The organism is Pseudorhodoplanes sp. (genome assembly GCA_032027085.1).
In the GTDB taxonomy this organism is placed as follows: Bacteria; Pseudomonadota; Alphaproteobacteria; order Rhizobiales; family Xanthobacteraceae; genus Pseudorhodoplanes.
Genome location: JAVSMS010000001.1, coordinates 2706036 through 2730508 on the forward strand (window position 1 = coordinate 2706036; position 24473 = coordinate 2730508).

Consider the following 24473-nt stretch of genomic DNA (forward strand, 5'->3'; position numbering starts at 1 on the left):
ATGAGTCACTTTCTGGATCGCCTGACTTTCTTCAATCGTGTCGTCGACGATTTCTCCGATGGCCACGGCATCGTGACGCGCGAAGACCGGCGCTGGGAGGACGGCTATCGTAAGCGCTGGCAGCACGACAAAATCGTGCGCTCCACGCATGGCGCGAATTGCACTGGCTCGTGCTCCTGGAAAATCTACGTGAAGGGAGGCATCGTCACCTGGGAAACGCAGCAGACCGACTATCCGCGTACGCGCCCCGAGCTTCCCAATCACGAGCCGCGCGGCTGCTCGCGCGGCGCCAGCTATTCCTGGTATCTGTATTCCGGCAATCGCGTGAAGTATCCGCTTGTGCGCTCGCGCCTGCTCAAGCTGTGGCGCGAGGCACGGGCGATGCGCACGCCGGTCGCGGCTTGGGCCTCGATCGTGGAGGACCCGAAAAAGCGCGCGGCCTATACCACCAAGCGTGGTCTTGGTGGCTTTGTGCGCGCCACTTGGGACGAGGTGACTGAGATCGTCGCCTCGGCCAATGCCTACACCGCCAAGAAGCACGGACCCGACCGCGTCATCGGTTTCTCGCCGATTCCGGCCATGTCCATGGTCTCCTACGCAGCGGGCTCGCGTTATCTGTCGCTGCTCGGCGGCGTCTGCATGTCGTTCTATGACTGGTATTGCGACTTGCCGCCGTCTTCTCCACAGACCTGGGGCGAGCAGACCGACGTGCCTGAAAGCGCGGATTGGTATAACTCCGGCTTCCTGATCCTCTGGGGCTCCAACGTTCCGCAGACCCGTACGCCGGACGCGCATTTCTACACCGAGGCGCGCTATCGCGGCGCCAAGAGCGTTGTGATCACGCCGGATTATTCGGAAGCATCGAAATTTGCCGACCTATGGATTTCGGTGAAGCAGGGCACCGACGCCGCGCTGGCCATGGCGATGGGGCACGTGATCCTGCGCGAATTCTACATTGACCGTCAGGCGCAGTATTTCGAGGACTATGTCCGCCAATATACCGACATGCCGATGCTTGTGCGTCTCGACAAGAAGGACGGCGAGTTGGTTCCGGGGCGCATGCTGCGCGCCTCCGATTTCGCCGGCGGCCTCGGCGAGACCAACAATCCGGAATGGAAAACCGTCGCCTTCGACGAAACTTCGGAAAGTATCGTTGTGCCGCGCGGCTCGGTCGGCTTCCGTTGGGGCGAGAAAGGCAAGTGGAATCTGGAGGAGAAGGATTCCGAAGGACGTGACACCAGCCTTCGCATGTCTCTGGAAAGCGCGCATGATGAGATCGTCGATGTGGCTTTCCCATATTTCGGCAATCTCGATCACGAACATTTCGTCGGCGACGCGCACCCCAGTGTGCTGGAGCGACGCGTTCCGGTGAAGAAGGTGAAGCTCTCCGACGGCGAAGCGCTGGTGGCGACCGTGTTTGACCTGTTTGTCGCGAATTACGGCGTCGATCGCGGCTTCGGCGGCGGCCATGTCGCCAAATCCTACGACGAGAATGTACCTTATACGCCGGCCTGGGCGGAAAAGATCACCGGCGTACCGCGCGACCAGATCATCACCGTGGCGCGCGAATTTGCGCTGAATGCCGAGAAGACCAAGGGCCGTTCGATGGTGATCATCGGCGCCGCGATGAACCACTGGTACCACTCGGACATGAATTACCGTGGCGTCATCAACATGCTGGTGATGTGCGGTTGCATCGGTCAGTCGGGTGGCGGCTGGTCTCATTATGTCGGGCAGGAGAAGCTGCGGCCACAATCGGGGTGGCTTCCCCTGGCATTCGCGCTCGACTGGGGCCGGCCGCCGCGCCAACAGAACTCAACCTCATTCTTTTATGCGCATACCGACCAGTGGCGTTATGAGACCGTGGGCGTCGAGGAAATCCTGTCGCCGACCGCGCCTCCGGGGCCATGGGACGGTGCGCTGATCGACTATAATGTGCGCGCCGAACGCATGGGCTGGCTGCCATCGGCGCCGCAGCTCCGGCAGAATCCGCTCGCGATTGCGAAAAAAGCGGAAGCGGCTGGGCTCGATGCCAAGGACTATGTCGCCAAGGCGCTGAAATCCGGCGAATTGCAAATGGCCTGCGAGGATCCGGATCATCCGGACAACTGGCCGCGCAACATGTTCGTCTGGCGCTCCAATCTGCTTGGCTCCTCGGGCAAGGGCCACGAATATTTCCTCAAGCATCTGCTCGGCACGACGCATGGCGTGCAGGGCAAGGATCTGGGCGAGAGCGGTCGGAAAAAGCCGCAGGATGTGGTCTGGCATGATGACGCGCCGATCGGGAAACTCGATCTGCTGGTCACGCTTGATTTCCGCATGTCCACGACCTGCGTCTATTCCGATATCGTTCTGCCGACCGCGACCTGGTACGAGAAGAACGATCTCAACACCTCCGACATGCATCCCTTCATTCACCCGCTCACTGCGGCGGTGGACCCGGTATGGGAGGCGAGGAGCGACTGGGAAATCTACAAGTCCATCGCCAAGGCGTTTTCACGCGTCGCGCCGGAAGTGCTCGGCGCGGAGAAAGATGTGGTGATGACGCCGATCATGCATGACAGCCCGGCCGAAATTGCGCAGGCGCTGGATGTGAAGGACTGGAAGAAGGGCGAGGTCGAGCCGATCCCCGGCAAGACCATGCCGGCGGTCACGGTGGTCGAGCGCGACTATCCGAATCTCTACAAGCGCTTCACCTCCCTCGGCCCGCTGATGTCGAAGCTCGGCAACGGCGGCAAGGGCATGGCCTGGAACACCGAGCATGAAGTTGACTTCCTCAAGAAGCTGAACGGCGTCGTAACTGAGGAAGGCGCGACCAAGGGGCTTGCCCGGATCAACACCGACATCGACGCGACGGAGGTCATTCTCACGCTGGCGCCCGAAACCAACGGCGAGGTCGCGGTCAAGGCATGGGATTCATTGTCCAAGACCACCGGCCGCGACCACACTCATCTCGCCATTCCGAAGGAGGACGAGAAGATCCGCTTCCGCGACGTGGTCGCGCAGCCGCGCAAGATCATCTCATCACCGGTCTGGTCCGGGCTGGAGAGTGAGAAGGTCTGCTACAATGCCTGCTACACCAATGTCCACGAACTGATCCCATGGCGGACCTTGTCCGGGCGCCAGCAGCTCTATCAGGATCATCTGTGGATGCGAGCCTTTGGCGAGGCGCTCTGCGTGTATAGGCCGCCGGTTGATCTGAAGGCAGTCAAGCCGGTGATCGACCTGAAGCGGAACGGCGAAAAGCAGATCGTTCTCAACTTCATTACGCCGCATCAGAAATGGGGCATCCACTCCACCTATACCGACAATCTGCTGATGCTCACCTTGTCGCGCGGCGGTCCGATTGTGTGGATCAGCGAGGTTGACGCCAAGGCGGCCGGCATTGTCGATAACGACTGGATCGAAGCCTACAATGCCAACGGTGCATTGGTCGCGCGCGCCGTGGTTTCTCAACGTGTCAAGCAAGGCATGTGCCTGATGTATCACGCGCAAGAGAAGATCGTGAATGTGCCAGGATCGGAAATGACTGGCCAGCGCGGCGGCATCCATAATTCTGTGACACGCGCGGTGGTGAAACCGACGCACATGATCGGCGGCTACGCCCAGCTGTCCTATGGCTTCAACTATTACGGTACGATCGGCACGAACCGAGACGAATTCGTGATCGTGCGCAAGATGAGCAAGGTCGACTGGCTCGACACGCCGACCGCCGATCAGCCCGAGCCGCTGGCCGTCGCCCGCAATCTGGAGGCTGCAGAATGAAAATCCGCGCTCAAATCGCGATGGTGCTCAATCTCGACAAGTGCATCGGGTGCCACACCTGTTCGGTGACGTGCAAGAACGTATGGACCAACCGCGAAGGCATGGAATACGCATGGTTCAACAACGTCGAGACCAAGCCCGGCATTGGCTATCCAAAGGACTGGGAAAACCAGGACCGCTGGAACGGTGGCTGGGTGCGCAAGCGCAACGGCAAGATCGAGCCGAAGATCGGCTCAAAATGGCGGGTGCTGGCGAAGATCTTCGCCAATCCCGATCTGCCGGAAATCGACGACTATTACGAGCCCTTTACCTTCGATTACGAACATCTGCAAAAGGCGCCGGAAATGCCGGCGTTTCCAACCGCGCGTCCGCGCTCGCTGGTGACCGGCGAACGCATGGAGAAGATCGAATGGGGCCCGAACTGGGAGGAAATCCTCGGCGGCGAATTCGCCAAGCGTTCGCGGGACTACAATTTTGAGGGTGTGCAGAAGGATATCTACGGCCAGTTCGAAAACACCTTCATGATGTATCTGCCGCGGCTGTGCGAGCATTGCCTCAACCCGGCCTGCGTTGCCGCTTGTCCGTCCGGCGCCATTTACAAGCGAGAGGAGGATGGCATCGTCCTGATCGACCAGGACAAGTGCCGCGGCTGGCGCATGTGCGTCTCGGGCTGCCCCTACAAGAAGATTTATTACAACTGGCAGAGCGGAAAATCCGAAAAATGCATCTTCTGCTTCCCGCGCATCGAAGCGGGTCAGCCGACCGTGTGCTCGGAAACCTGCGTCGGCCGCATCCGCTATCTCGGTGTTGTGCTTTATGATGCCGACCGCATTGAAGAGGCGGCGAGCGTTCCCAACGAGCAGGACCTCTATGAGGCGCAACTGTCGGTGTTCCTCGATCCCAACGATCCGCGGGTGATCGAGCAGGCGCGGGCGGACGGCATTCCCGACGCCTGGCTGGAAGGCGCGCGGCGCTCGCCGATCTGGAAGATGGCGATGGAATGGAAAGTCGCCTTCCCGCTGCATCCGGAATACCGCACGCTGCCGATGGTCTGGTATGTGCCGCCGCTGTCGCCGATCCAGTCGGCGGCTGCCGCCGGCAAGATCGGGCATGACGGCGAGATGCCGGATGTGCGTTCGCTGCGCATCCCGCTCAAATATCTCGCCAACCTGCTCACGGCAGGGAAGGAGGAGCCGGTCGCGCTCGGTCTTGAACGCATGCTCGCCATGCGGGCCTACATGCGGGCGAAAACGGTCGACGGCGTGCTCGACGAGAACATCGCCAAGCGCGTCGGCCTCACCGGCCAGAATATCGAGGACATGTACCAGATCATGGCGATCGCCAATTACGAGGACCGCTTCGTGATCCCGACTGCGCATCGCGAACTGGGCGAGGACGCCTACGATCTGCGCGGCTCCTGCGGCTTCTCGTTCGGGAACGGGTGCTCCGGCGGCACCAGTGAGGTCAATCTGTTTGGCACGCCGAAATCTCGCGCCAAAACCCCCATGGAGGTGGCGTGATGACCAGAACCTTCAAGGTTTTATCGGCGCTGCTCAGCTATCCGACCGCTGAACTGCAGCAGGCCGCGGGTGAGATGAAAACCGTCCTCGCAGCGGAGAAGCTCCTGCCGGCGGCTGTCCTGCGTGCGGTGCTGACTTTGCTCGACGAGATCGAAAGCCGCGATCTCTACGACCTGCAGGAGCGTTATGTGCTGCTGTTCGACCGCACCCGGTCGCTTTCACTGCATCTGTTCGAGCACGTGCACGGCGAGAGCCGTGATCGCGGCCAGGCGATGATCGATCTGCAGAATCTCTATGCCGAAAAAGGCCTCGAGATCGGCACCTCGGAACTGCCGGATTTCGTGCCGCTGTTCCTTGAATTCCTGTCGACGCGGCCGCGCGCCGAAGCCTATGATCTGCTGGGTCAGCCAGTCCATATCCTGGCGGCGCTTGCTGAACGGCTGCGCAAGCGGGATTCATCTTATGAATCCGTCTTCCGCGCGCTGGTCTCGCTGGCCAAGGCCAAGCCGAAAGGCGAGGACGTCGCCGCCATTCTCAGCGAGCCAGATCCGGACGCCGACGATTTCGCTGCGCTTGACGCCGCTTGGGAAGACGCGCCGGTGCAATTCGGTCCAAACGCCGGTGGTGGCTGCAAGGACGGCCTGATCGCGCGCGTCCGCGCCGGCCTTCGTCCGGCTCCGGGCATGCCAGAAACTTCACGACCTGTTCTGCCGACACGCTGAGGAGACGATCCATGCGCGACGCCATCAACTACATCGTCTTCGGCTGGTATCCCTATCTATGCCTGACCGTCTTTATCGTTGGAAGCTGGCTCCGCTTCGACCGCGAGCAATATACGTGGAAGACCGGCTCCAGCCAGCTGTTGCGCCGGCGGCAATTGATGTGGGGCTCCAATTTGTTCCATGTCGGAATTCTGGTGATCTTTTTCGGACATTTCGTCGGATTGTTGACGCCGATCTGGGTGTTCGATTTTATGGGTATATCGCATACCGCCAAACAATGGATGGCGATCGTCATTGGCGGCGTGGCCGGCATTATGTGCTTTGTGGGCATCACGTTGCTGGTGCACCGCCGGCTATTCGATTCACGCATTCGCAGCACCTCGTCATTCGGCGACACCGCGATCCTGCTGCTGCTCTATGCCCAGTTGATCGTCGGACTTGCGACCATTCCAGTGTCTCTCAACCATCTCGACGGGCATGAAATGGTGAAATTCATGACCTGGGCGCAGGGAATATTGACGTTGCAGCCGGGCGTCTCCGCGCTCATTGCCGATGTCCATCCGGTCTTCAGGCTGCACCTGTTCCTGGGCATGACCATCTTCCTGGTCTTTCCCTTCACAAGGCTGGTGCATGTCTGGAGCGCGCCGATCTGGTATCTTGGGCGGCGCGGCTACCAAGTGGTGCGCAGCACGCGTGCAGCGCCGCAGAATGTCCCGGTTCATCGCGGCGGAAAAATGCAAGTGATTCAGGCGCGTTCGCCATCGCCGAGCCCGGCGCCCGCGGAGTAAGCGTCATGAGTTGTTCGGTCCGCGACGCACTACTGCCGAAAACGGACCTCGTCGTCGTGAACGGTGTCGTCATCGCGCGCGACGCGATCGCGCGCGAAAGCCAGAATCATCCTTCGGCGTCGCCGATCAAAGCTTGGCAGGCGGCAGCGCATGCGCTGGTGGTGCGGGAATTGCTGTTGCAGGAGGCGCGGCGGATCGGCGTTGCGGCTGTTCCGCTCGATGATGGCGAGGGGAGGCGAGAGACTGAGGAGGAATCCCTGATCCGCGCCCTGATCGAGCAAGAGGTTGCGACGCCGGTGGCGGACACTGGGACCTGCCGGCGCTATTACGAGCAGAATCGTCGCCGGTTCCGTTCAGCTGACCTGTTCGAGGCGGCGCATATCCTGATCCCGGCGGAGCGGACTGACACGCAAGGCTACGCGTCGGCCCGCGCGCTCGCAGCCAACCTGATTGCGCAATTGCGCGAACGACCGGAGCAATTTGCCGATCTGGCACGGGCGCATTCGGCTTGTTCGTCGGCGGCGCAAGGCGGCAATCTGGGGCAGATCTCGGCCGGGCAAATCACTCCGGAATTCGAGCAGGCGCTGCTCGCGCTCCCCCCCGGCGCCTTGACGCAGGTGCCGGTTGAGACCCGCTACGGCTTTCATGTCATCCGGCTTGACCGGCGCATTGATGGCCAGGACCTGCCGTTCGAGATGGTGGCGGACCGCATCGCGGATTATCTCGCCGACAGCGTGCACCACCGCGCTATCGCGCAATATATCGCCCGGCTGGTATCCGCCGCGACGGTGACCGGCATCGATATGCCAGGTGCGGCCGAGCACCGGGTCAATTGAGGCAGTACGATGCTGTTGGGTGATCTGATTGCACGTTTTGATGATGAAGCTGTCGTGGCCGAGGCCCTTCTGTCGCTTGATGATCTGCATTTGACGGCGCGCATTCGCGAAGCCGCTACGCAGGAGGGGATCACTGCCGGCGAGTTTGCAAGTGCCGCTGTGCAGCAGTTTTCCTCGGCCGCGAGTGACGAGGAATGGGTCACGGTGATCGGCCAGATGGGGCAATCAACCGAACCCGGACTGGTGTTGCTGCGCCGGTCGCTGATCTGGGCGTTGGCATTGAAGCCCGCGGGACGCGCATGATCGCGTTCGCTAGTGACACGCCGCGCCAGCCGGCCGAATGGCAATGATCATCGCGATCCCCGCTTCCGTCTCGCCTGAATGCGGCTGCGAATTGCCGGCACAGCAGCGGCTCGTTTCGATCGCAGAGGCGCTTGCGGCGATTGTGGACGGTGTCGGACCGGTCTCTGGCATAGAGATTCTGCCGGTAGCGCAGGCGCGAGGCCGTGTCATCGCTACGCCGGTTGCGAGCGAGATGCCGCTGCCGCGTTTCGACAACTCGGCCATGGATGGTTATGCAATCCATGGCGACGATATATCCCGCGCCGCGCCGTTGCGCCTGACGGACCGGATTGCGGCGGGGCATAGGGAGGTTGCGGCACTGGCCGCCGGCACGACGGTGCAGATTCTGACCGGTGCACCTGTCCCGGCCGGCGTGGCCGCCGTCGTGCCGCATGAACAGACACGACGCGCCGGCAACGACGTTATTATCGAATCTCCAATTGCACTTGGCGACAACATCCGCCGGGCAGGCGAAGATATGGTGGCGGGGCAGCCGCTCCTGCAGGCGGGGACTCGGCTCGATCCGCGGCACATCGCATTGCTGCTGGCAGCTGGGCTCATCCATGTTCCGGTGACACCGCGCGTGCGGCTCGGCTTACTGTCAACCGGCGACGAATTGGTTTCGGCTGGAGAGGCACTTGGGGCGCATCATATCGTCGATACCAACCGGCCGTTGCTCTCGGCATTGCTCGCAGTGCCCGACGTCGAGTTGCACGATTTCGGGATTGTCGAGGATTCCCGGAAGGCTGCGTCTGAGCGAATCCGGGATGCCGCCGCCAAAACAGACCTGCTGATCACGACCGGCGGCATTTGCGGCAGCGATGCCGATCATATCGCTCCGGCCATTTGCGCGGCTGGCGGCACCTGTCGCCAGCTAAAGGTCGCGCTGCGTCCCGGCAAACCCATCGGAATCGGCCGTCTGCATGCGACGCGTATCATGTGCCTGCCGGGAAATCCGCTGTCAGCCTTGGTGACGGCGGTTCTGTTTCTGCGGCCTCTGCTGCGGGCGCTCGCAGGCGAACAGCCGAAAGAGCTTTCCGGCATTGCCGCTGTCGCGGGCGAAGTCTTTCGCCACAGCCCAGGCCGAACGGAATTCGTCCCGGTGATCGTGACGTCGTCGATCGACGCGTGGGGCCGCCCGCGGGTAGCGTCGCTGCCGCGCGGATCACATCGTCTGCTGTCGCTGGTGAAGGCGGACGGCCTTGCCGAACTGCCCGAGAACTCCGGCGACATATTGCCGGGCGAGACCGTGAAGTTTCATCCGTTCATCAGCGGGTTCGCCCTGTAGACGGAGTCTGCTGCGTCGTAACGACAAATGCTGCATAAAAAAGACCGCATGCCGACAGTTCGATGTTGGCACACGGTCCTAGGGCACCCGGCGACTAGGGAGAGGTCTTGTGCCAGGTGTCGTCAATCGCAGGCAGAGTCTTCATTGCGGAGCGGTGGCAGGAGCCACGCGGCACAGCAAGGCGCGCAACTGATAAGTGCCCATGGCGGGGTCGTAGGGCGGCTGATTGTCGGTGAGCAGGTTCACATTCGACTGCCAAACGCCGTATTCCGGCCCCGGCTGATCCGGAAACCACCACGCGTGCTGGGCGCTGACGACACGGGGATCGATTCCTTTGGTCAGCTTCACCTTTTGTCGCATGCGGCCACGCCGGGTTTCGATCCACATCCAGCCGCCGTTGACGATTCCATACTTGGCGGCGGTCTCGGGATGGATTTCGGCGATCGGATCGCGATGCGCCTTTCGCAGCTTGTCGATCTGGCGATGTTCTGAATTGAAGTAATGCGGAATGCGTCCGCCGGTGGTCAGGACCAGCGGAAATTCCTTGGCGACCTCCGGTGCGCTGATCGGAGTTTCCGGCGCTTCGACATAATAGGGCAGGGGTGAATAGCCGAACTGTTCCAGGCGCGTTGAGTAGAGCTCGATCTTTCCAGTCGGCGTGCGGAATCCGCCTTGCTCGAATTTGCGGTATTTGATCGGAATATTGACGAAGCCGCGTTGTTTCAATTCGTCGAACGTGATGCCAAGGCCGCCGGCGGCGAGCTGGGCATCCAGCACCTCCTCGACCGACTCGGTGCAGACCGGCAACTTCATCCTGCGCGCCAGTTCGACGAAGATCTCCTCGTCGGACTTGCACTCATGCGTGCGCACCGCTTTCTGATTGGCCAGTACGACATTCGCGGCGATCGTCGGCAGACCAGCGATCTGGTTAATCTCAGGCCAGGAGGCCGCCGGAAGCACGATGTCGGCGAGCTCCGCCGTCGGCGTCATGAACAGATCGGCGCAGATCATGAAGTCGAGCTTCATTAGCGCTTCATAGGCAGTCGAGGCGTTGGCGAAGGTGGTCAGCGTGTTGTTTCCGAAGACCAGGAAGGCTCTTACCCGATATGGCTTGCCGTCACGCATCGCCTCGATGAGCGTTGGAATATGTGCTGCCGGCAGGTCGGCGCCTTCTCCCCCGAGGAGCTTGAAGCGATCGCCGCCAAGCCGTTTGGCGCTGGCTTCAGGTGTAAGGTTTTCGATCAGGCTCGGAAAGCGCCCGAGCCCGTGCATGCCGAATACCCACCCGCCGGGCACATCGATATTGCCGGTAAGTACGGGCAGCATCGAGGTGGCGCGGATCGTCTGGATGCATTTCGGTGTGTGTTCGAGTGCACAACCCCATTCGAGCATTCCCGGCCGTGCCTGCCCGAACATCCGCGCGGCGGCGCGGATCTTGTCTGCCGGCACCCAGGTGATCGGCTCGGCCCATTCAGGCGTATGTTGCTTAACGCATTCGGCCAGTTGCTCGAAGCCGTGGGTCCATTGACGGACGAAGGGCTCGTCATACAGCCGCTCGCCGATGATGACGTGGAGCATGGCGAGCGCCAGCGCGTCGTCGGCGCCGGGGCGGACCTGCAGCCATAGCTTGGCGCGCTTGGCGAGTTCGGTCTCGCGCGGATCGATGACGATGATGTTCGGGTCGTGCGCCAGCGCTTCGCGCACGGTAAAGCGTGTCTCGCCATCGGGGCCGGAATTGAGCGGATTGTGACCCCAGAACATGATGCATTTGGGCGGCACGTTGCCGGTGTAGTCGCAAACCGGCAAGTCGCCCATGGTGAGGATGGTGGTATTGACGCGCGGGTGGAAGCACTGCGCGAAGCCCGGCTCACACCAGTTAGGCGTGCCCAGTGCGTGACCGAAGCGGGACACCCAGCGGATGTGATGACGTCCGGTGCCGGTGCCAAGCGCAATCGATTCCGGGCCGGACTCTTCGCGGATCGCAAGCAGCTTTTCGCTGATCTCGTTCAGCGCCTCGTCCCAGGAGATGCGTTGCCAGCGGCCGGAGCCGCGCTCGCCGAGACGGCGCATCGGGTATTTCAGACGATCGGGGTGATAGACCAGATCCTTCGTCACCGTTCCGATCGGGCAAAGGCGGCCATGATTGAGCGGCGAGTCAGGATCGCCTTCGACCTTCACCAGCACGCCGTCCTGCACATGCATCAGCACGCCGCAGCCGCCATGACATGAGCGGCACACGCTCTTGAGGACGGTCGTGGACGAGTTTGTGCCGGTGATGTGCGGTTGGTGAATGTTCATTCTGCTCTCCGGGCGCATGGTCGCGCTGGTTTGGAAAAATTCTACCAAGGAGAGCGATCGCCAAGTTATGCAGAATGAGAAAGGACCGATAGTATTTGGCGATCAGGCTGGGCCCTGCGCCCGTGCGCGGGCGGCCGCGGTGCGTGCGGCAACACGATCAAGCAACGCGATCATGTCCTCGATTTCGGACCGCTCAAAGCCTTGCGTGATGAACACGATCTTGCTGCGGCGGTCGGCGTCGGGCCAGCGGTCGAGCCAGGCCAGATTGTGCAGCAGATGCTGGGCGCCCTGAATGACCGCGGGCCGCTCGGGCTCTTCGGCGACATGAATGATGCCCTTCACCCGCAGAAGGCTTGGCCCCAGATTCTGCTGAAGTGAATCGAGCAGGAGCCGCAACGCCTCGCGCGCGATCGGCTGCTCCCGCACAAAGCAGAACGAAGCAATGTCGCGGTCATGCGGGTGGTGATCGTGATCGTGGTCATCGTCCGGGCCGTGCGCATGATCGAAGTGCGCATGCGGTGCATAGGCGGCTTCATTGAGCCAGGAGCGCACGTCGGCGGAAGCAGAGTCCGGATCGAATCCGGTCCTTTGGAGCAGCGCGACGGCGTCGAAGTCGGGCGCGTCACTCCAAGTGATGCGCGCCCCCGGATTCAGCCGGCGCAACCGCCCCACAAGCTCCGTCGCGACCGTCTTCGCCTGGTCGGCGGCGAGCAGATCGCGTTTGGTGATCAGGATGTGATCGGCGAGCGCAACCTGGCGCACCGCCTCGATATGGGTATCGAGGGTCCCGGGACCGTTCACCGCGTCCACGATGGCGATAACCGCGCCTACGCGATAGAGACCAGCCAAGGTCGGGTCAGACAGGAAGGCCTGCAGCACCGGCGCCGGGTCGGCGAGGCCAGAGGTCTCGATGACGAGGCGATCGAAATTCGGAATCTCGCCGGCTTCACGTGCGTGGTAAAGTCGGTTGAGTGTCGCGACCAGATCGCCGAACACGGTGCAGCACAGGCAGCCGTTCTCCAGCACCATGATGGTGTCGTCGCTGCGTGTGACCAGCGCATGATCGAGGCCGACCTCGCCGAATTCGTTGATCACCACGGCGGTGTGGGTCATGCCCGGGTCGCGCAGCGCGCGGTTGAGCAGCGTCGTCTTCCCGCTGCCAAGAAAGCCGGTAAGGATCGTGACCGGAGTATGCGGCATCGTGCCTCGCAATTGGCCCTATGCCCGCACCCGCACTGGGCATGCACCCTCTAATCTTACATAGAGAAGTGGGAGGCCGGGACAAGCCCAGCCCCGCACACGACGCCGTGCAACGGGCGTCAAAACACCTCGCAGCCGGGTAGGCCGCAGGAGATCAGGCGATCGGACGGGAAGTTGGTGATGATTTCGCAACCGTCCTTGGTCACCACGACCTCTTCCTCGATGCGGGCGGCGCCGGAGCCATCCTCGGCGCCTTTCCAGGTCTCGAGCGCGAACACCATGCCTTCCTTGAGCGGGGTGTTCTGGCCGGTATAGCGCTTGGAGATGATCGGCCGCTCCCATAGCGAAAGCCCGACCCCGTGCCCGTATTGCAGAAGAAAAGCTTCGGCCTCGTCGCGATAACCGAAGTCGCGGGCGTCCGGCCAGACCTGCGCGACTTGGTCGGGCGTCACGCCGGGCCGGATCATGTCGATCGACGCGCTGATCCATTTCGACGCGGTCTCGTAAGCGTCGATCTGATGCTTGTTCGGCTCCCCACAAATGAATGTGCGATAATAGCAGGTGCGGTAGCCGTTGAACGAATGCATGATGTCGAGGAACACCATGTCGCCCGGCTGGATGATGCGGTCGGAGAAGGTGTGGGAATGCGGCCGTCCGCGCGGGCCCGATACCGAATTGACGCATTCGACACGCTCGGAGCCCATGCGGAACAGCCGATCGTGTGCGATCGCCACCAACTCGTTCTCGCGCGTGCCTGGCCTGATGGCCCTTGCGATATCGACATAGGTGGCGTCGACCATGGCGCAGGCCATTTTCAGCAGTTCGATCTCGTCAGCGGTCTTGACCTCGCGCGCGTCGAGCATCGCCTGCTGCCCGTCGACCACCTCGATGCCTTCCTTTTCGAGTGCCCGCAGCATCGGCAATTCCATGATGTCGATGCCGATCGGTTCCTTCTCGATGCCGAAATGGACCAGCGCCTTCTTGATCTGCTTGGCGAAGTCGCCCTGCACGTTCATCTGCAGGGGTAATCCGCCCTGCATGGTGGAGATCGGGGCCGCAACATTGTCGGCGATCCAGGGCGACGACAAACGCTTGGCGGGGGGCGCCGGATCCCACAGGAACGGCGCGCCTTCGACCGGGCACAGTGCGTAGCGCATGAACTTGTCGCGCGCCCATTCGCCGATATGGGTTCCGGTGATGTAACGGATATTGTCGAAATTGAAGGCGATGACGCCGCCCAGGCCCGCGTGGCGGATGGCACTTTGTGCGCGCTTGAGGCGCTCCTTCACCAGCCGGTCGTAGTCGATGCCCTTTTCCCAGTCCTTGGCGATCATTCCCCAGGATGCGGTTGCCTGCGGTCGATTGTACTTCATGCATCATCCTCGCAATTGTCTCGCCCGCGGGATCAGCGGCTTCGACTGTGTCATTAGAAGCAAACGGGCTGAACTCTGGCCAGTTTATTCAGTCTGCGATCGCCCTGTAATGCAGAGTGAGAAAACACTGATAGTTTAATGCGATCATTGCCATAAAAACTTGTCGGACTTGAACCGAATCGCGCGATCGATATCCGCCAACCAAGCGGTGCTCGACAGCGCGCATCTTCGATCGGCTAGAATATTCAGAGACCTAAAGAACAAGCCACACTCCGCAGAGCCTGAGCAGCCATCCCGAGAGAGACGGCTGCTCGTCCTCGCCGCCGGCTCTCCGGGCGGGCATTGTTTTTCCAGCGGAAATTCAGTTTACCCACCGCGTTTTGGCACCGCGCCCAGCATTCTTAGCACTGGCGCCCGATCGCCAGTATCGATCATTTTTCCAAAAATCTGCATCAGTTTTTGATCGGTCCGAACTGTAAAATTGATCGATGACAAGCCGCAAGGCGATCGCAGATGCCATCATTTCCTTAAAGTTGCCGACGCTCATGCGTGCGCTGGGCGGCAGAAGCAACTGATGGTTGTTGGGCTCGCCTGCGAACGCTAGGCGGGTTTGGGAAGTGTCAAAATTCAAGGAGGGATCATGAGCTTCATAGGAATGTCCGGCGCGAGACTGACACGCCGCGCAGTCGTCATTGGTGCGGCGATGACGCTGGGGCTTGCCGCCACTCCTGCGGTCTCGCAGACAATCAAGATTGGCATGATCCTGACTTACTCGGGGCGCGATGCCGCGCTCGGCGAGCAGATTGATCGCGCCGTCAACCTGTACGTCAAGCTGCACGAGAAAGACCTGCCGCCCGGCGTCAAGGTTGAACTGATCAAGCGTGACGATACCGGCGTCAATCCTGACCTTGCCAAGCGGCTTGCGCAGGAGCTTGTGCTTCGCGATCAGGTGCAGATTCTGACCGGCGGACAATGGACGCCGAACGCGATGGCGGTTGCCGCGCTGACCAAGCAGGCGAAGGTGCCCTTCGTCACCATGACCGCGGGCGGCAGCGCGGTGACATTGCAATCGCCTTACGTCGTGCGGACCGGCTGGACGCTGTGGCAGACCAGCTATCCGTTGGGCGTGTGGGCGGCGAAGCAAGGCTGGAAGAATGCCTACACGGTGGTGAGCGACTTTGCTCCCGGGCATGACGGCGAGGCTGCTTTCATCAAGGGCTTTACCGAAGGCGGCGGCACGATCGCCGGCTCGGTGCGCATCGCGCTGAAGACAACCGACTATCTGCCGTATTTCCAGAAGGTGAAAGACGCAAATCCGGACGTCGTTTATGTGTTCAATCCCGGTGGTCCGCAGGCCACTGCCTTCATGAAGGCGTTCGACGACGTCGGCATCGTCAAGTCGAAGATCAAGCTGATCGGCCCGGCCGACATCACCTACGATGAGGAATTACCGAATATGGGCCGCAGCGCCCTCGGTGTGGTCACGCTCGGTCAGTATTCGCCGGCGGCGACGCGCAAGAGCAATCTCGAATTCGTTGCCGCCTGGAAAAAGGAATACGGTGCCGATTCGGTTCCCACCTTCTTCGGCATGGCGGGCTGGGACGGCATGCGCGCGATCTTCGATGCCATTAAAGCGCAGAAGGGCAAGATCGACCCCGATGCGACTATGAAATTCCTGCGGAGCTGGTCGAGTCCGGACAGTCCGCGCGGGCCGATCCGGCTCGATGAGGCGGGTGATCTGGTGCAGAACCTGTATCTGCGCCGGGTGGAGGAGAAGAACGGGGTTCTCGTCAACATTGAGTTCGAAACGGTCGGCCAGTTTGGCGATCCGTGGAAGACCTTCAACAAGAAATAGGAACAAGCGTACGCAGACAACGCCGGGCTCAACACCGTGACAACACTCATCACAATTCTCTTCTTCGGCATCGCCTACGGCATGATCTTGTATCTGATCTCCGTCGGCCTGTCGGTGACGATGGGTCTGATGGGCTTTGTCAATCTTGCGCACGGCGTCTTCGCCATGCTGGGCGGCTACGCCACCGTGACCTTCATGAACCGGCTTGGCGTGCCGTTCCTGCTCTCGCTGGCGATCGGTTGCATCCTCGTTGCCGCGCTCGGCTTCGTGCTGGAGCGGACGCTGTATCGCCGCTTCTATGGCCGCTCGGAACTGGACCAGGTGCTGTTTTCGTTCGGACTGATACTGGTCGCGGTTGCGCTCGTGCGCATCGCGTGGGGGCCGCTCGCCCAGCCGATCCAGTTGCCGAACTATCTGAAAGGTCAGGTGACGATCCTTGATCTGGCCTTGCCAACCTATCGGCTGGCATTGGTCGGATTCGGCGCAACGGTGATCGCCGGGCTTTGGTTCGTGTTTGACCGTACCCTGTTCGGGGCGCGCATCCGCGCTGCGGTCGATGATCGCGCCATGGCGCAATCGATCGGCATCAATACAAGTCGGCTGTTTGCTGCTGCTTTCGGTCTCGGGACCGGCCTGGCTGCGCTGGGCGGTGGTCTGGGTGCCGATGTGCTCGCCATTGCTCCGGCCTATCCGCTCCAGTACATCGTTTACTTTCTGATCGTGGTCGCCGTCGGCGGCCTTGGCAACATCAAGGGACCTTTTGTGGCGGCGCTGGCCATTGGACTGTCGGACACTGCTTGCAAGTATTTTGTGCCGGAAGTCGGATCGATCTTCATCTTTGTCTTTGTCTTTGCCCTTCTCGTTTGGCGGCCGAACGGCATCATGGAACGCCGCAGGGGCGCATCATGACAATGGTTTCTGCATCGCCGGTCACTGGTCCGGCCGTGCCTGCGGCTCTTACCCAGCCATTGAAACTGCTGCCATGGCTGGCCGTGGCGGCACTTCCACTGGCGCTGCCGGGATACGAGCCGCTGGTGACCCAGGTTTTCGTGATGATCCTGTTCGCATTGTCGCTCGATCTGCTGGTGGGCTATGCGGGCATTGTCACTCTTGGTCATGCCGGGTTGTTCGGCGTCGGGGGCTATACGGCCGGCATTCTTTCGGTGCACGGCTTTACCGATCCGATTTTGACCGCGCTCTGCGCAATGGCTCTGGCGGCCGTCACCGGCCTGATATTCGGCGTCGCCATTCTTCGCACCAAGGGACTGACGCTGCTGATGCTGACAATGGCGTCGGCCTTCCTGCTGTACGAGATCGCCAACATGGCAACCGGTCTGACCGGCGGCGAAGACGGGCTGCAGGGCGTCTCCTTTGCACCGGTGCTCGGTCTGTTCGAGTTCGACTTCCGTGGCAAGACTGCGTTCTTCTACAGTCTGGCCGCGCTGTTTCTGGTCTTCGTCTTTGTGCGGGCGCTGATCAATTCGCCGTTCGGCTGGTCGCTGCGTGGCATCCGCGAAAATGATGCGCGCATGGCGGCGATCGGCTGTCCGATCATGCGTCGGCGACTCATCGTCTATGTGATCTCGGCGGCGCTGGCCGGCCTGGCAGGCGCCTTGCAAGCGCAGAGCACCCAGTTCGTTGCGCTGTATTCGCTCAGCTTCGAACTGTCGGGCAATATCCTGATTATGTTGATCCTCGGCGGTTCGGGCCGTCTCTATGGCGCCTTTATCGGCGTGCCTGTCTTCATGGTCGCCCAGGATTTGCTGGCGAAGCAGGACCCTGCGAACTGGTTCCTCGGTCAAGGCATCGTTCTCATCGCCCTGGTGTTGTTGGCGCCGGGGGGCATTCTTGGCATCGCCGAGCGCGTTGTCGAAACCATGAAGCGGCGCAGGAACCCATGATGGACACTGCGACGCTGGAAACCCGCGGCCTCAACCGCTCGTTCGGCTCAAACCCGGTCATCGCGAACGTGAACTTCACGCTTCGGCCCGGCGAGCGTCGGGCGCTGATAGGCCCCAACGGCGCGGGCAAGACGACATTCGTCAATCTTCTCACCGGGCGCCTGCGACCCTCGTCCGGCACGGTGCTGCTTAACGGCGCCGACATCACCGCTTTGGATGAAGCGAGCCGTATCCGTCTCGGCATCGGCCGGACATTTCAGATCACCTCGCTATTCCCCAAGATGACCGTTCGTGAAAACGTGTTTCTCGCGGTCGCCGAATCCGAGGGTATCGCCGGCAATCTGTTGCGCTCCGTGTTCAAGTATCGCCAGCAGCTTGTCCACGTCGACGAATTGGTCCACCGCGTCGGTTTGAGCGATGTCGCTCATGTGCCGGCACAGCTATTGCCTTATGGCCGTCAACGACTGCTTGAGATCGCCATCGCGCTGGCGCTGCGTCCCAAAGTCCTTCTGCTTGATGAGCCCGCCGCCGGAATCCCGACCGCGGAAAGCCACGTCATTCTCGACATCATCGCGACTCTGCCAAAGGAAATAGCGGTGCTGTTGATCGATCATGACATGGATCTGGTGTTCCGTTTCGCCCAACAGATTTCGGTTCTGGTGCAAGGCTCCATCCTGGTGGAAGGGGCGCCTGGCGATATCGCCGCTGACCCGCGCGTACGCGAAGTTTATCTTGGAGACAGCAAACATGGCCGCTCTGCTGCGGCTTGACCGGGTGACAGCCGGATTCGGTCAGACCGTCATTGTCGAGGACGTCTCGTTTGCGCTGGAGCCGGGCGGGGTGCTGGCGGTGCTCGGGCGCAACGGCGTCGGAAAGACCACGTTGATGAAGACGATCGCAGGGCAGACGCGATTGCACGCCGGGAGCATTGAATTTCGCGGGCGGGAAGTTGGCTCGCTCGCCAGCTATTATCGTGCGCGCGGCGGCATCGGATACGTGCCGCAGACGCGCGATATATTTCGCTCGCTGACGGTGGAAGAGAATCTGCTCATCGCCGCGCAACCCGGACCGTGGCATCTCGAACGCGTGTACGAGCTGTTTCCGAACCTGAAGTCGCGCCGCCGCAATGGCGGTCTCGAGATATCCGGCGGCGAGCAACAGATGCTGAGCATCGGTCGGGCGCTTATGGGCAATCCCCGGCTTCTGCTTTTGGACGAGCCGATGGAAGGCCTTGCGCCGGTGATCGTGGAGAGGCTGTTCGAGGTTTTCGAGCTGCTGCGGGATACTGGAGAGTTCGGCATCATCCTTGTGGAGCAATATGTGAATGTTGCCCTCAGCTTTGCACCGCGCACCATTGTGCTGGATCGCGGGCGGATCATGTACGATGGAGCTTCAGCCGAGCTTTCCGCTGATACCGACAGAATGGCCGCGTATTTTGGTGCGTCGGGACAAGGCGAGGAAGGGCGGGAAAATGTCATCAACCCAGAGCACACGAGTGACGGCGGGGTTATGAAAAATCCTGCGCGCGCTCCTGCGTGAAAGTGGCAGGGTCCTGGCAGGACTCTGATGGCGTGAGGTCTCGAAAACTGTTTCGGGGTGATCCGAATGAAATTAATTCAACTCCGGAATTTCATTGCTGTCATTGAAGCCGGCACGTTCCGTCAGGCCGCCAAGAACCTGCGTCTCTCGCAATCCTCTATTAGCAAGAGCCTGCAGCAATTGGAGGACGAGATCGGCGTCGTGATCCTGCATCGTGGAGCCCGCGGGGTTGTACCGACCGCTGCGGGCGAGGCACTGCTGGCGCGCGCCAGGATCATCGAAGCGGAGCTGCGTCATGCGCGCACCGATGTACAGATGATCCAGGGCGCCCAGATCGGCGAAATCCGCGTGGCTGCCTCGCCCACCGTTGCCATGGGCCTGCTGCCGCGGGCAGTGGCCAAGTTCCAGAGCGCGCGTCCACGAGTGAGCTTTCGCATTTCGGAAGCTGTTTACCCGGACATGCTGCCGGCGATCCGTAGCGGCGAGGTCGATGTTGCCATCAGCCTGGTGCCTTCGCGGCCGCGTGACGAGACAATAAGTTTTGTCAATCTGGTCAAGGAACGACTAGTGCCGGTGGTTCGCGCCAATCATCCCTTGGTCGGCGCGCGCGACCTCAAGCTTGCGGACCTGCTTGACCTTGACTGGATCATTTACGGTCGGAGCCATACTGGGCTCGACGTTTTCGAAAAGACCTTCACATCCAACCGCCTCGCACCACCCAAGAGCACGATCGAGTGCACGTCCTTTGCCTGTGCGCGCGCTCTTGTCGAGAATGGCGACTACGTGACGTTGATGCCATCACAGCTCTTTCTCGACGACCGCAAGCCCTCGTCGATCGCGCTGCTGGAGCTCGATACGCCGATGCCGCCCTGGCAGGTTGCCGTGATATCCCGGGCAAAGCACGAATTGTCGGCCGCTTGTGTCGCGTTCCTTGACGAAATCGAGCGCGTCGCCACCGGAGCCGTCGTTTCCCAGAAGGTCGCTGCAAGTGCGGTGAGAGGGTGACAGTGATCGCCAGAATCGATCAAACTTCGAGCAATCTGCATCATTTTTTGATCAGGTCGGCAGATATAATTCGTTCTAATTTGATGCGGCTTGACAGGACGTATGACGCCGTCACCGCGCCAAGAAGGTGCGCATGATGCTTTCGAAGCTGAAATTCCCGATTCTTCTGTTTGGCATGTCGGTGATGCTCAAATTCACCGCGTGGAAGTATCCCGTTTTCGCCGCGCTACTGAAGGAGCGCAACCTGGTGGCGCAAATCAGGGCGCGGGACGAGGAGATCGGACGCTGGATCGCCTTTCGTGACGGCAAGGTCAGTTCGGGAAGAGGCATGCATGCCGCCCCAGACGTAACGCTGTCGTTCAAGACCGCGGCGCTCGGCGTCTCCCTTTTGACGCCGCCGATCAATTGGCTCGACCAGATCAATGCGCAAAAGGACTTCATGCTCACGGTCGATGGGCCTGAAGATCTGACCAACTGGTTCGCGCAGACTCTGATGATGATGCAGACCGTCGGCTGGAAGTTCGGCATCCAGCTTTCCGACGGTACCATGCGCTATTGCAACATGGCGAACGGCGGGCCGCTTTTTGTCTACGTCAAGGACGGCAAGATTATCCGCACCACGCCGATCGATTTTGATGAGGATGATACGCAGCCTTGGACCATCACGGCGCGTGGCATGGAGTTCACGCCGCCGCGGAAGACGACGTTGGCGCCGCACGGTCAAAACAGCAAATCAATGATCTATTCGCCTGATCGCCTGCTTTATCCGATGAAACGGGTCGATTTCGATCCGAAGGGCGCGCGCAATCCGCAAAACCGCGGTAAGTCCGGTTACGTGCGGGTTAGCTGGGAAGAGGCGCTTGACATCGTCGCCGGCGAAATCCAGCGCGTGAAGCATGACCACGGTCCCGGCGCGATGGCCGTTTCACACGGCTCGCATCACACCTGGGGTCACATCGGCTATTATCTCAGCGCGCTGTATCGGTTTGCCAACGCCGTCGGCCACACTCCGGTGCACCACAATCCCGATAGCTGGGAAGGCTGGTACTGGGGCGCCTCGCATCATTGGGGCTACACCATGCGTGTCGGCCAGAGCGAGACCTACGGCACCGTCGAGGATCTTCTACAAAACTGCGAAATGGTTGTGTTCTGGTCGGCCGATCCGGAAACCAACAGCGGTTCCTACGGCGCCCAGGAAGGCACGGTGCGCCGGCAGTGGTTGAAGAAGCTCGGTATCAAGGTCGTCCACATCGACCCTCATTACAACTCGTCGGCGCAATTCCTGCCGGGAAAATGGATCTGCCCGAAGCCGACGACGTCGCCGGCGCTGGCTCTGGCCATTGCCTATGTCTGGATCAAGGAAGGCCTCTACGACAAGGAATACGTCGCCACGCGCACCGTCGGCTTTGACGCCTGGAAGGCCTATGTCATGGGCGAGACAGACGGCATTCCGAAGACGCCGGAATGGCAGGAGAAGGAAACCGGCGTTCCGGCCAAGGACGTGCGGGCGCTGGCGCGCGAATGGGGAACCAAGCGAACCTATCTCGGCTGTGGCGGCTGGGGCAACGGTCATGGCGGCGCCTGCCGCAACCAGACCGGCATTCAGTGGGCGCGCACCATGGTGTGCCTGATCGCCATGCAGGGTTTGGGCAAGCCCGGCGTCAACATGGGCAATCTGCAATGGGGCGCCCCGGTCGATCTCAACTTCTTCTTCCCGGGATATGCCGACGGCGGCATGTCGGGCGACATCGAGAAGACCGCGATGGCCGTCGAGCTGTTCCAGCGCATGCCGCAGCTGCCGACCATGAACACGCCGCAGCAGAAAATCCCGCGCATCTATCTGCCGGAAGCGATTCTTGAAGGCAAAGCCGAGGGCGGATACGCTTGGAATGGTAAATCGATCGAAGCGCAATTCAGCAAGGTCAACTACCCGGCGCCAGGGCACGCGCCGGTGCGCATGCTGTTCAAGTATGGCGGATCGCTAATCTCGACCATGAACAACACGCACCGTCACGTGAAGATGTTCCAGTCATCAAATCTGGAATTCATCGTCAGCCAGGCGATCTGGTTTGAGGGCGACACCAAGTTCGCGGACATCATTCTGCCCGCCTGCACCAATTTCGAGCGTGTGGACATCAGTGAATGGGCCGGACTTGGCGGCTATGGCCATCACGGCCAGCAGCAGCTCAATCATCGTGTCATTATCTTCCAGGCGCCGGCCATCGCACCGCTCGGGGAGTCCAAATCGGACTTCTGGATCTTCAACGAGATCTGCAAACGGCTTGGGCTTGCCAATTACTTCTCCGAAGGCGTCAATGAGATCGATTGGGTAAAGCGCCTGTTCGATGCGTCGGACCTGCCGAAGAAGATTTCGTGGAAAAAGTTCATTAAGCGCGGCTACTATGTCGTGCCGACCGAAAAGGAGAAGCTGCGCACGCCGGTGTCGTTCCGCTGGTTTTGGGAAGGCCGTAAGAAGGACGTGCCGGAGCCGCATCCGTTGCCGTCCGATTATTCAGTCGAGTTCCTCAAGGGGCTGCAGACGCAGTCGGGCAAGCTCGAGTTCGAGTGCAACAGCCTCAAGCGCGCGAAAGATCCCGAGCGGCCGCCGGTCGTTGAATACGTCCCGTCATGGGAGGGCCCGCAATCAGGCGAACTGTTCCGCAAGTATCCGATTCAACTGCTGACGCCGCACAGCAAGTACAGCTTTCACACCCAGGGGGACGGCAAGGACAGCTTCCTGCTGAACATTCCCGATCACCGGGTGAAGGTGAAGGACTGGTACTATTGGGTCGTACGCATGAACGCGGAGGACGCGGCAGAGCGCGGAATCAAGCTGCATGATCTGGTCAAGGTCTATAATGACCGTGGCGCGGTGATTTGCGCAGCGGTGCCGACTCAGCGCCTGCCGCGCGGCGTCGCCAGCAGCTACGAGGCCTCGGCGCTGTACGATCCCATGGGCGAGCCAGGCCGGTCGGTCGATCGCGGCGGTGCCGTCAACTTGTTGATGCCGCACCGGTCGCAGACCAAGTCCACGCATTCGCTCGCCGGCGCGCAGGGCCTGGTTCAAATCGAGCCGTGGGACGGCAGTACCGATTATATCTCGGAGGCGTTTGCCGAGGCGAAAAAGACCGCACGAGGCCAATCGGCCCGCGCCGAGAGCCTCGTTCCGGCAAAGTGAGACATTTGTGGTCGCGGCGAGGAGTTGCGGTCGAACGAAAGGAGAAGCATCCAATGGCCTATATCTTCAAAGAAGATGAGCTGCCCGCATTGATTGACGCCAAGAAGGCGCGCGAACGAATTTTCTTCGTCAACAAGGACCTCGCCAAGATCGACGACATGCTCGCGGGCGTCATGCACTACAAAAAAGACGCGGCCTCGCCGCTGCATCTGCATGAGAATTGCGAACATTTCTACTTCATCATCACCGGGAAGGCGACGGTGGAATCGGATGAAGGAGTTCGTCCAGTCGGTGCCGGCGACATGATCTTCATTCCGGCCGAAGAGAAGCATCGCCTGCGTGCCACTGAGCCGCTGTTCTATTTCGAGTTCCAGGCGCCGAACCGTTTCAAGACCACAATTCTTGAGGGCACGGGAGACGATCTGCGCTGGGAGCACAAGGACGGCAAGGTCTGGATGCAGAGCTGAGGCCTAGGGAATCATCGAGGGAATTACCATGTCACTGACATTTATCGATACCAACAAGCTGCCGAAGGAAGCAATGGCCGGCAAAGGCGAAGTCACCGAAGTGCTGAACGAGGCACTGTGCGGCGCCAAGAATGTGCAAGGCTCGCTGCGTTGGCTCAAGGGCGCGGACAGCTTTACGGCGGATGCCGCCGACAAGCACCAGTTGATCTACGTGATGGACGGTAAGGGCAGCATCCGGCTCAACAACAAGGATTATGACATCGAGAAGGGCGGCGGCATCTATCTCGGACCCACCGAAGCCGCAACTTTCCAGGCGGCAGCGGGGACGTCGCTGAAGTTGTTTCATTTAATGGTACCACAGATCCCGAAGTGACAGTGGTGATCACGAAGCCGCAA

Annotated in this window: 19 protein-coding genes and 1 pseudogene; 16 read left to right on the plus strand and 4 right to left on the minus strand. The window is 60.9% G+C overall.

Going from position 1 to position 24473, the window contains the following annotated elements; genetic code table 11:
• Genes RO009_13045 through RO009_13075 form a run of 7 tightly spaced genes read left to right on the plus strand, consistent with a single transcriptional unit; the run spans position 1 to position 9261 of the window.
• Positions 1–3765: a nitrate reductase subunit alpha gene (locus RO009_13045; GenBank protein MDT3685954.1), complete on the plus strand. Its 3765-nt coding sequence runs from the start codon at positions 1–3 to the stop codon at positions 3763–3765.
• Positions 3762–5285 carry a nitrate reductase subunit beta gene (narH, locus tag RO009_13050; GenBank protein MDT3685955.1) on the plus strand — a complete coding sequence of 508 codons (1524 nt, stop codon included), beginning with the start codon at positions 3762–3764 and terminating at the stop codon, positions 5283–5285. Before RO009_13045 ends, narH begins: the two co-directional genes overlap by 4 nt.
• Positions 5285–6007, plus strand: coding sequence for a nitrate reductase molybdenum cofactor assembly chaperone (gene narJ / locus RO009_13055; GenBank protein MDT3685956.1), 723 nt, complete (start codon positions 5285–5287; stop codon positions 6005–6007). The genes narH and narJ overlap by 1 nt, the downstream gene beginning before the upstream one ends.
• Positions 6008–6018: 11 nt before the next feature.
• On the plus strand, positions 6019–6795 hold the full coding sequence (gene narI / locus RO009_13060) for a respiratory nitrate reductase subunit gamma (protein ID MDT3685957.1): 777 nt from the start codon (positions 6019–6021) through the stop codon (positions 6793–6795).
• 5 nt (positions 6796–6800) lie between these two features.
• Positions 6801–7631 (plus strand): peptidylprolyl isomerase, encoded by an 831-nt coding sequence (locus tag RO009_13065; GenBank protein MDT3685958.1) that lies wholly within the window; start codon positions 6801–6803, stop codon positions 7629–7631.
• A gap of 9 nt (positions 7632–7640) precedes the next feature.
• Complete coding sequence (locus tag RO009_13070; protein ID MDT3685959.1) at positions 7641–7934, plus strand: hypothetical protein; 294 nt, start codon at positions 7641–7643, stop codon at positions 7932–7934.
• 43 nt (positions 7935–7977) lie between these two features.
• On the plus strand, positions 7978–9261 hold the full coding sequence (locus tag RO009_13075; protein ID MDT3685960.1) for a molybdopterin molybdotransferase MoeA: 1284 nt from the start codon (positions 7978–7980) through the stop codon (positions 9259–9261).
• 141 nt (positions 9262–9402) lie between these two features.
• Here RO009_13075 and RO009_13080 read toward each other — a convergent pair whose 3' ends face one another.
• The 4 genes from RO009_13080 to RO009_13095 form a co-directional block, all read right to left on the minus strand.
• Complete coding sequence (locus tag RO009_13080; protein ID MDT3685961.1) at positions 9403–11559, minus strand: molybdopterin-dependent oxidoreductase; 2157 nt, start codon at positions 11557–11559, stop codon at positions 9403–9405.
• 102 nt (positions 11560–11661) lie between these two features.
• Complete coding sequence (locus tag RO009_13085) at positions 11662–12759, minus strand: GTP-binding protein (GenBank protein ID MDT3685962.1); 1098 nt, start codon at positions 12757–12759, stop codon at positions 11662–11664.
• 119 nt (positions 12760–12878) lie between these two features.
• Positions 12879–14132: a Xaa-Pro peptidase family protein gene (locus RO009_13090; protein ID MDT3685963.1), complete on the minus strand. Its 1254-nt coding sequence runs from the start codon at positions 14130–14132 to the stop codon at positions 12879–12881.
• A gap of 361 nt (positions 14133–14493) precedes the next feature.
• Entirely contained in the window at positions 14494–14763 is a 270-nt protein-coding gene (locus RO009_13095; protein ID MDT3685964.1) for a hypothetical protein, read from the minus strand.
• 9 nt (positions 14764–14772) lie between these two features.
• On the opposite strand from RO009_13095, the gene RO009_13100 reads away from it, so the two are divergent.
• From RO009_13100 to RO009_13140, 9 genes and pseudogenes are all read left to right on the plus strand, one after another.
• Entirely contained in the window at positions 14773–15987 is a 1215-nt protein-coding gene (locus RO009_13100; GenBank protein ID MDT3685965.1) for an ABC transporter substrate-binding protein, read from the plus strand.
• Positions 15988–16023: 36 nt separating this feature from the next.
• Positions 16024–16896, plus strand: coding sequence for a branched-chain amino acid ABC transporter permease (locus RO009_13105; protein MDT3685966.1), 873 nt, complete (start codon positions 16024–16026; stop codon positions 16894–16896).
• Positions 16893–17888 carry a branched-chain amino acid ABC transporter permease gene (locus RO009_13110; GenBank protein ID MDT3685967.1) on the plus strand — a complete coding sequence of 332 codons (996 nt, stop codon included), beginning with the start codon at positions 16893–16895 and terminating at the stop codon, positions 17886–17888. The genes RO009_13105 and RO009_13110 overlap by 4 nt, the downstream gene beginning before the upstream one ends.
• A complete protein-coding gene (locus tag RO009_13115; protein MDT3685968.1) occupies positions 17885–18658 on the plus strand; it encodes an ABC transporter ATP-binding protein in 774 nt (257 codons plus the stop codon). Before RO009_13110 ends, RO009_13115 begins: the two co-directional genes overlap by 4 nt.
• Positions 18636–19295, plus strand: a pseudogene (locus RO009_13120) (ABC transporter ATP-binding protein). The gene RO009_13115 and the pseudogene RO009_13120 overlap by 23 nt, the downstream one beginning before the upstream one ends.
• 198 nt (positions 19296–19493) lie before the next feature.
• Positions 19494–20432, plus strand: a complete 939-nt coding sequence (locus RO009_13125) for a LysR family transcriptional regulator (protein MDT3685969.1) — start codon at positions 19494–19496, stop codon at positions 20430–20432.
• A gap of 133 nt (positions 20433–20565) precedes the next feature.
• Positions 20566–23610, plus strand: coding sequence for a molybdopterin-dependent oxidoreductase (locus RO009_13130; protein ID MDT3685970.1), 3045 nt, complete (start codon positions 20566–20568; stop codon positions 23608–23610).
• Between the two features lie 53 nt (positions 23611–23663).
• Positions 23664–24077: a cupin domain-containing protein gene (locus tag RO009_13135; GenBank protein MDT3685971.1), complete on the plus strand. Its 414-nt coding sequence runs from the start codon at positions 23664–23666 to the stop codon at positions 24075–24077.
• 28 nt (positions 24078–24105) lie between these two features.
• Positions 24106–24450 (plus strand): AraC family ligand binding domain-containing protein, encoded by a 345-nt coding sequence (locus RO009_13140; GenBank protein ID MDT3685972.1) that lies wholly within the window; start codon positions 24106–24108, stop codon positions 24448–24450.
• Positions 24451–24473: the final 23 nt, after the last annotated feature.

Coding starts and splice junctions, on each gene's coding strand:
- RO009_13045 (MDT3685954.1), top strand. CDS start 1: ATGAGTCACTTTCTGGATCGCCTGACTTTCTTCAATCGTGTCGTCGAC.
- narH (MDT3685955.1), top strand. CDS start 3,762: ATGAAAATCCGCGCTCAAATCGCGATGGTGCTCAATCTCGACAAGTGC.
- narJ (MDT3685956.1), top strand. CDS start 5,285: ATGACCAGAACCTTCAAGGTTTTATCGGCGCTGCTCAGCTATCCGACC.
- narI (MDT3685957.1), top strand. CDS start 6,019: ATGCGCGACGCCATCAACTACATCGTCTTCGGCTGGTATCCCTATCTA.
- RO009_13065 (MDT3685958.1), top strand. CDS start 6,801: ATGAGTTGTTCGGTCCGCGACGCACTACTGCCGAAAACGGACCTCGTC.
- RO009_13070 (MDT3685959.1), top strand. CDS start 7,641: ATGCTGTTGGGTGATCTGATTGCACGTTTTGATGATGAAGCTGTCGTG.
- RO009_13075 (MDT3685960.1), top strand. CDS start 7,978: ATGATCATCGCGATCCCCGCTTCCGTCTCGCCTGAATGCGGCTGCGAA.
- RO009_13080 (MDT3685961.1), bottom strand. CDS start 11,559: ATGAACATTCACCAACCGCACATCACCGGCACAAACTCGTCCACGACC.
- RO009_13085 (MDT3685962.1), bottom strand. CDS start 12,759: ATGCCGCATACTCCGGTCACGATCCTTACCGGCTTTCTTGGCAGCGGG.
- RO009_13090 (MDT3685963.1), bottom strand. CDS start 14,132: ATGAAGTACAATCGACCGCAGGCAACCGCATCCTGGGGAATGATCGCC.
- RO009_13100 (MDT3685965.1), top strand. CDS start 14,773: ATGAGCTTCATAGGAATGTCCGGCGCGAGACTGACACGCCGCGCAGTC.
- RO009_13110 (MDT3685967.1), top strand. CDS start 16,893: ATGACAATGGTTTCTGCATCGCCGGTCACTGGTCCGGCCGTGCCTGCG.
- RO009_13115 (MDT3685968.1), top strand. CDS start 17,885: ATGATGGACACTGCGACGCTGGAAACCCGCGGCCTCAACCGCTCGTTC.
- RO009_13125 (MDT3685969.1), top strand. CDS start 19,494: ATGAAATTAATTCAACTCCGGAATTTCATTGCTGTCATTGAAGCCGGC.
- RO009_13130 (MDT3685970.1), top strand. CDS start 20,566: ATGATGCTTTCGAAGCTGAAATTCCCGATTCTTCTGTTTGGCATGTCG.
- RO009_13135 (MDT3685971.1), top strand. CDS start 23,664: ATGGCCTATATCTTCAAAGAAGATGAGCTGCCCGCATTGATTGACGCC.
- RO009_13140 (MDT3685972.1), top strand. CDS start 24,106: ATGTCACTGACATTTATCGATACCAACAAGCTGCCGAAGGAAGCAATG.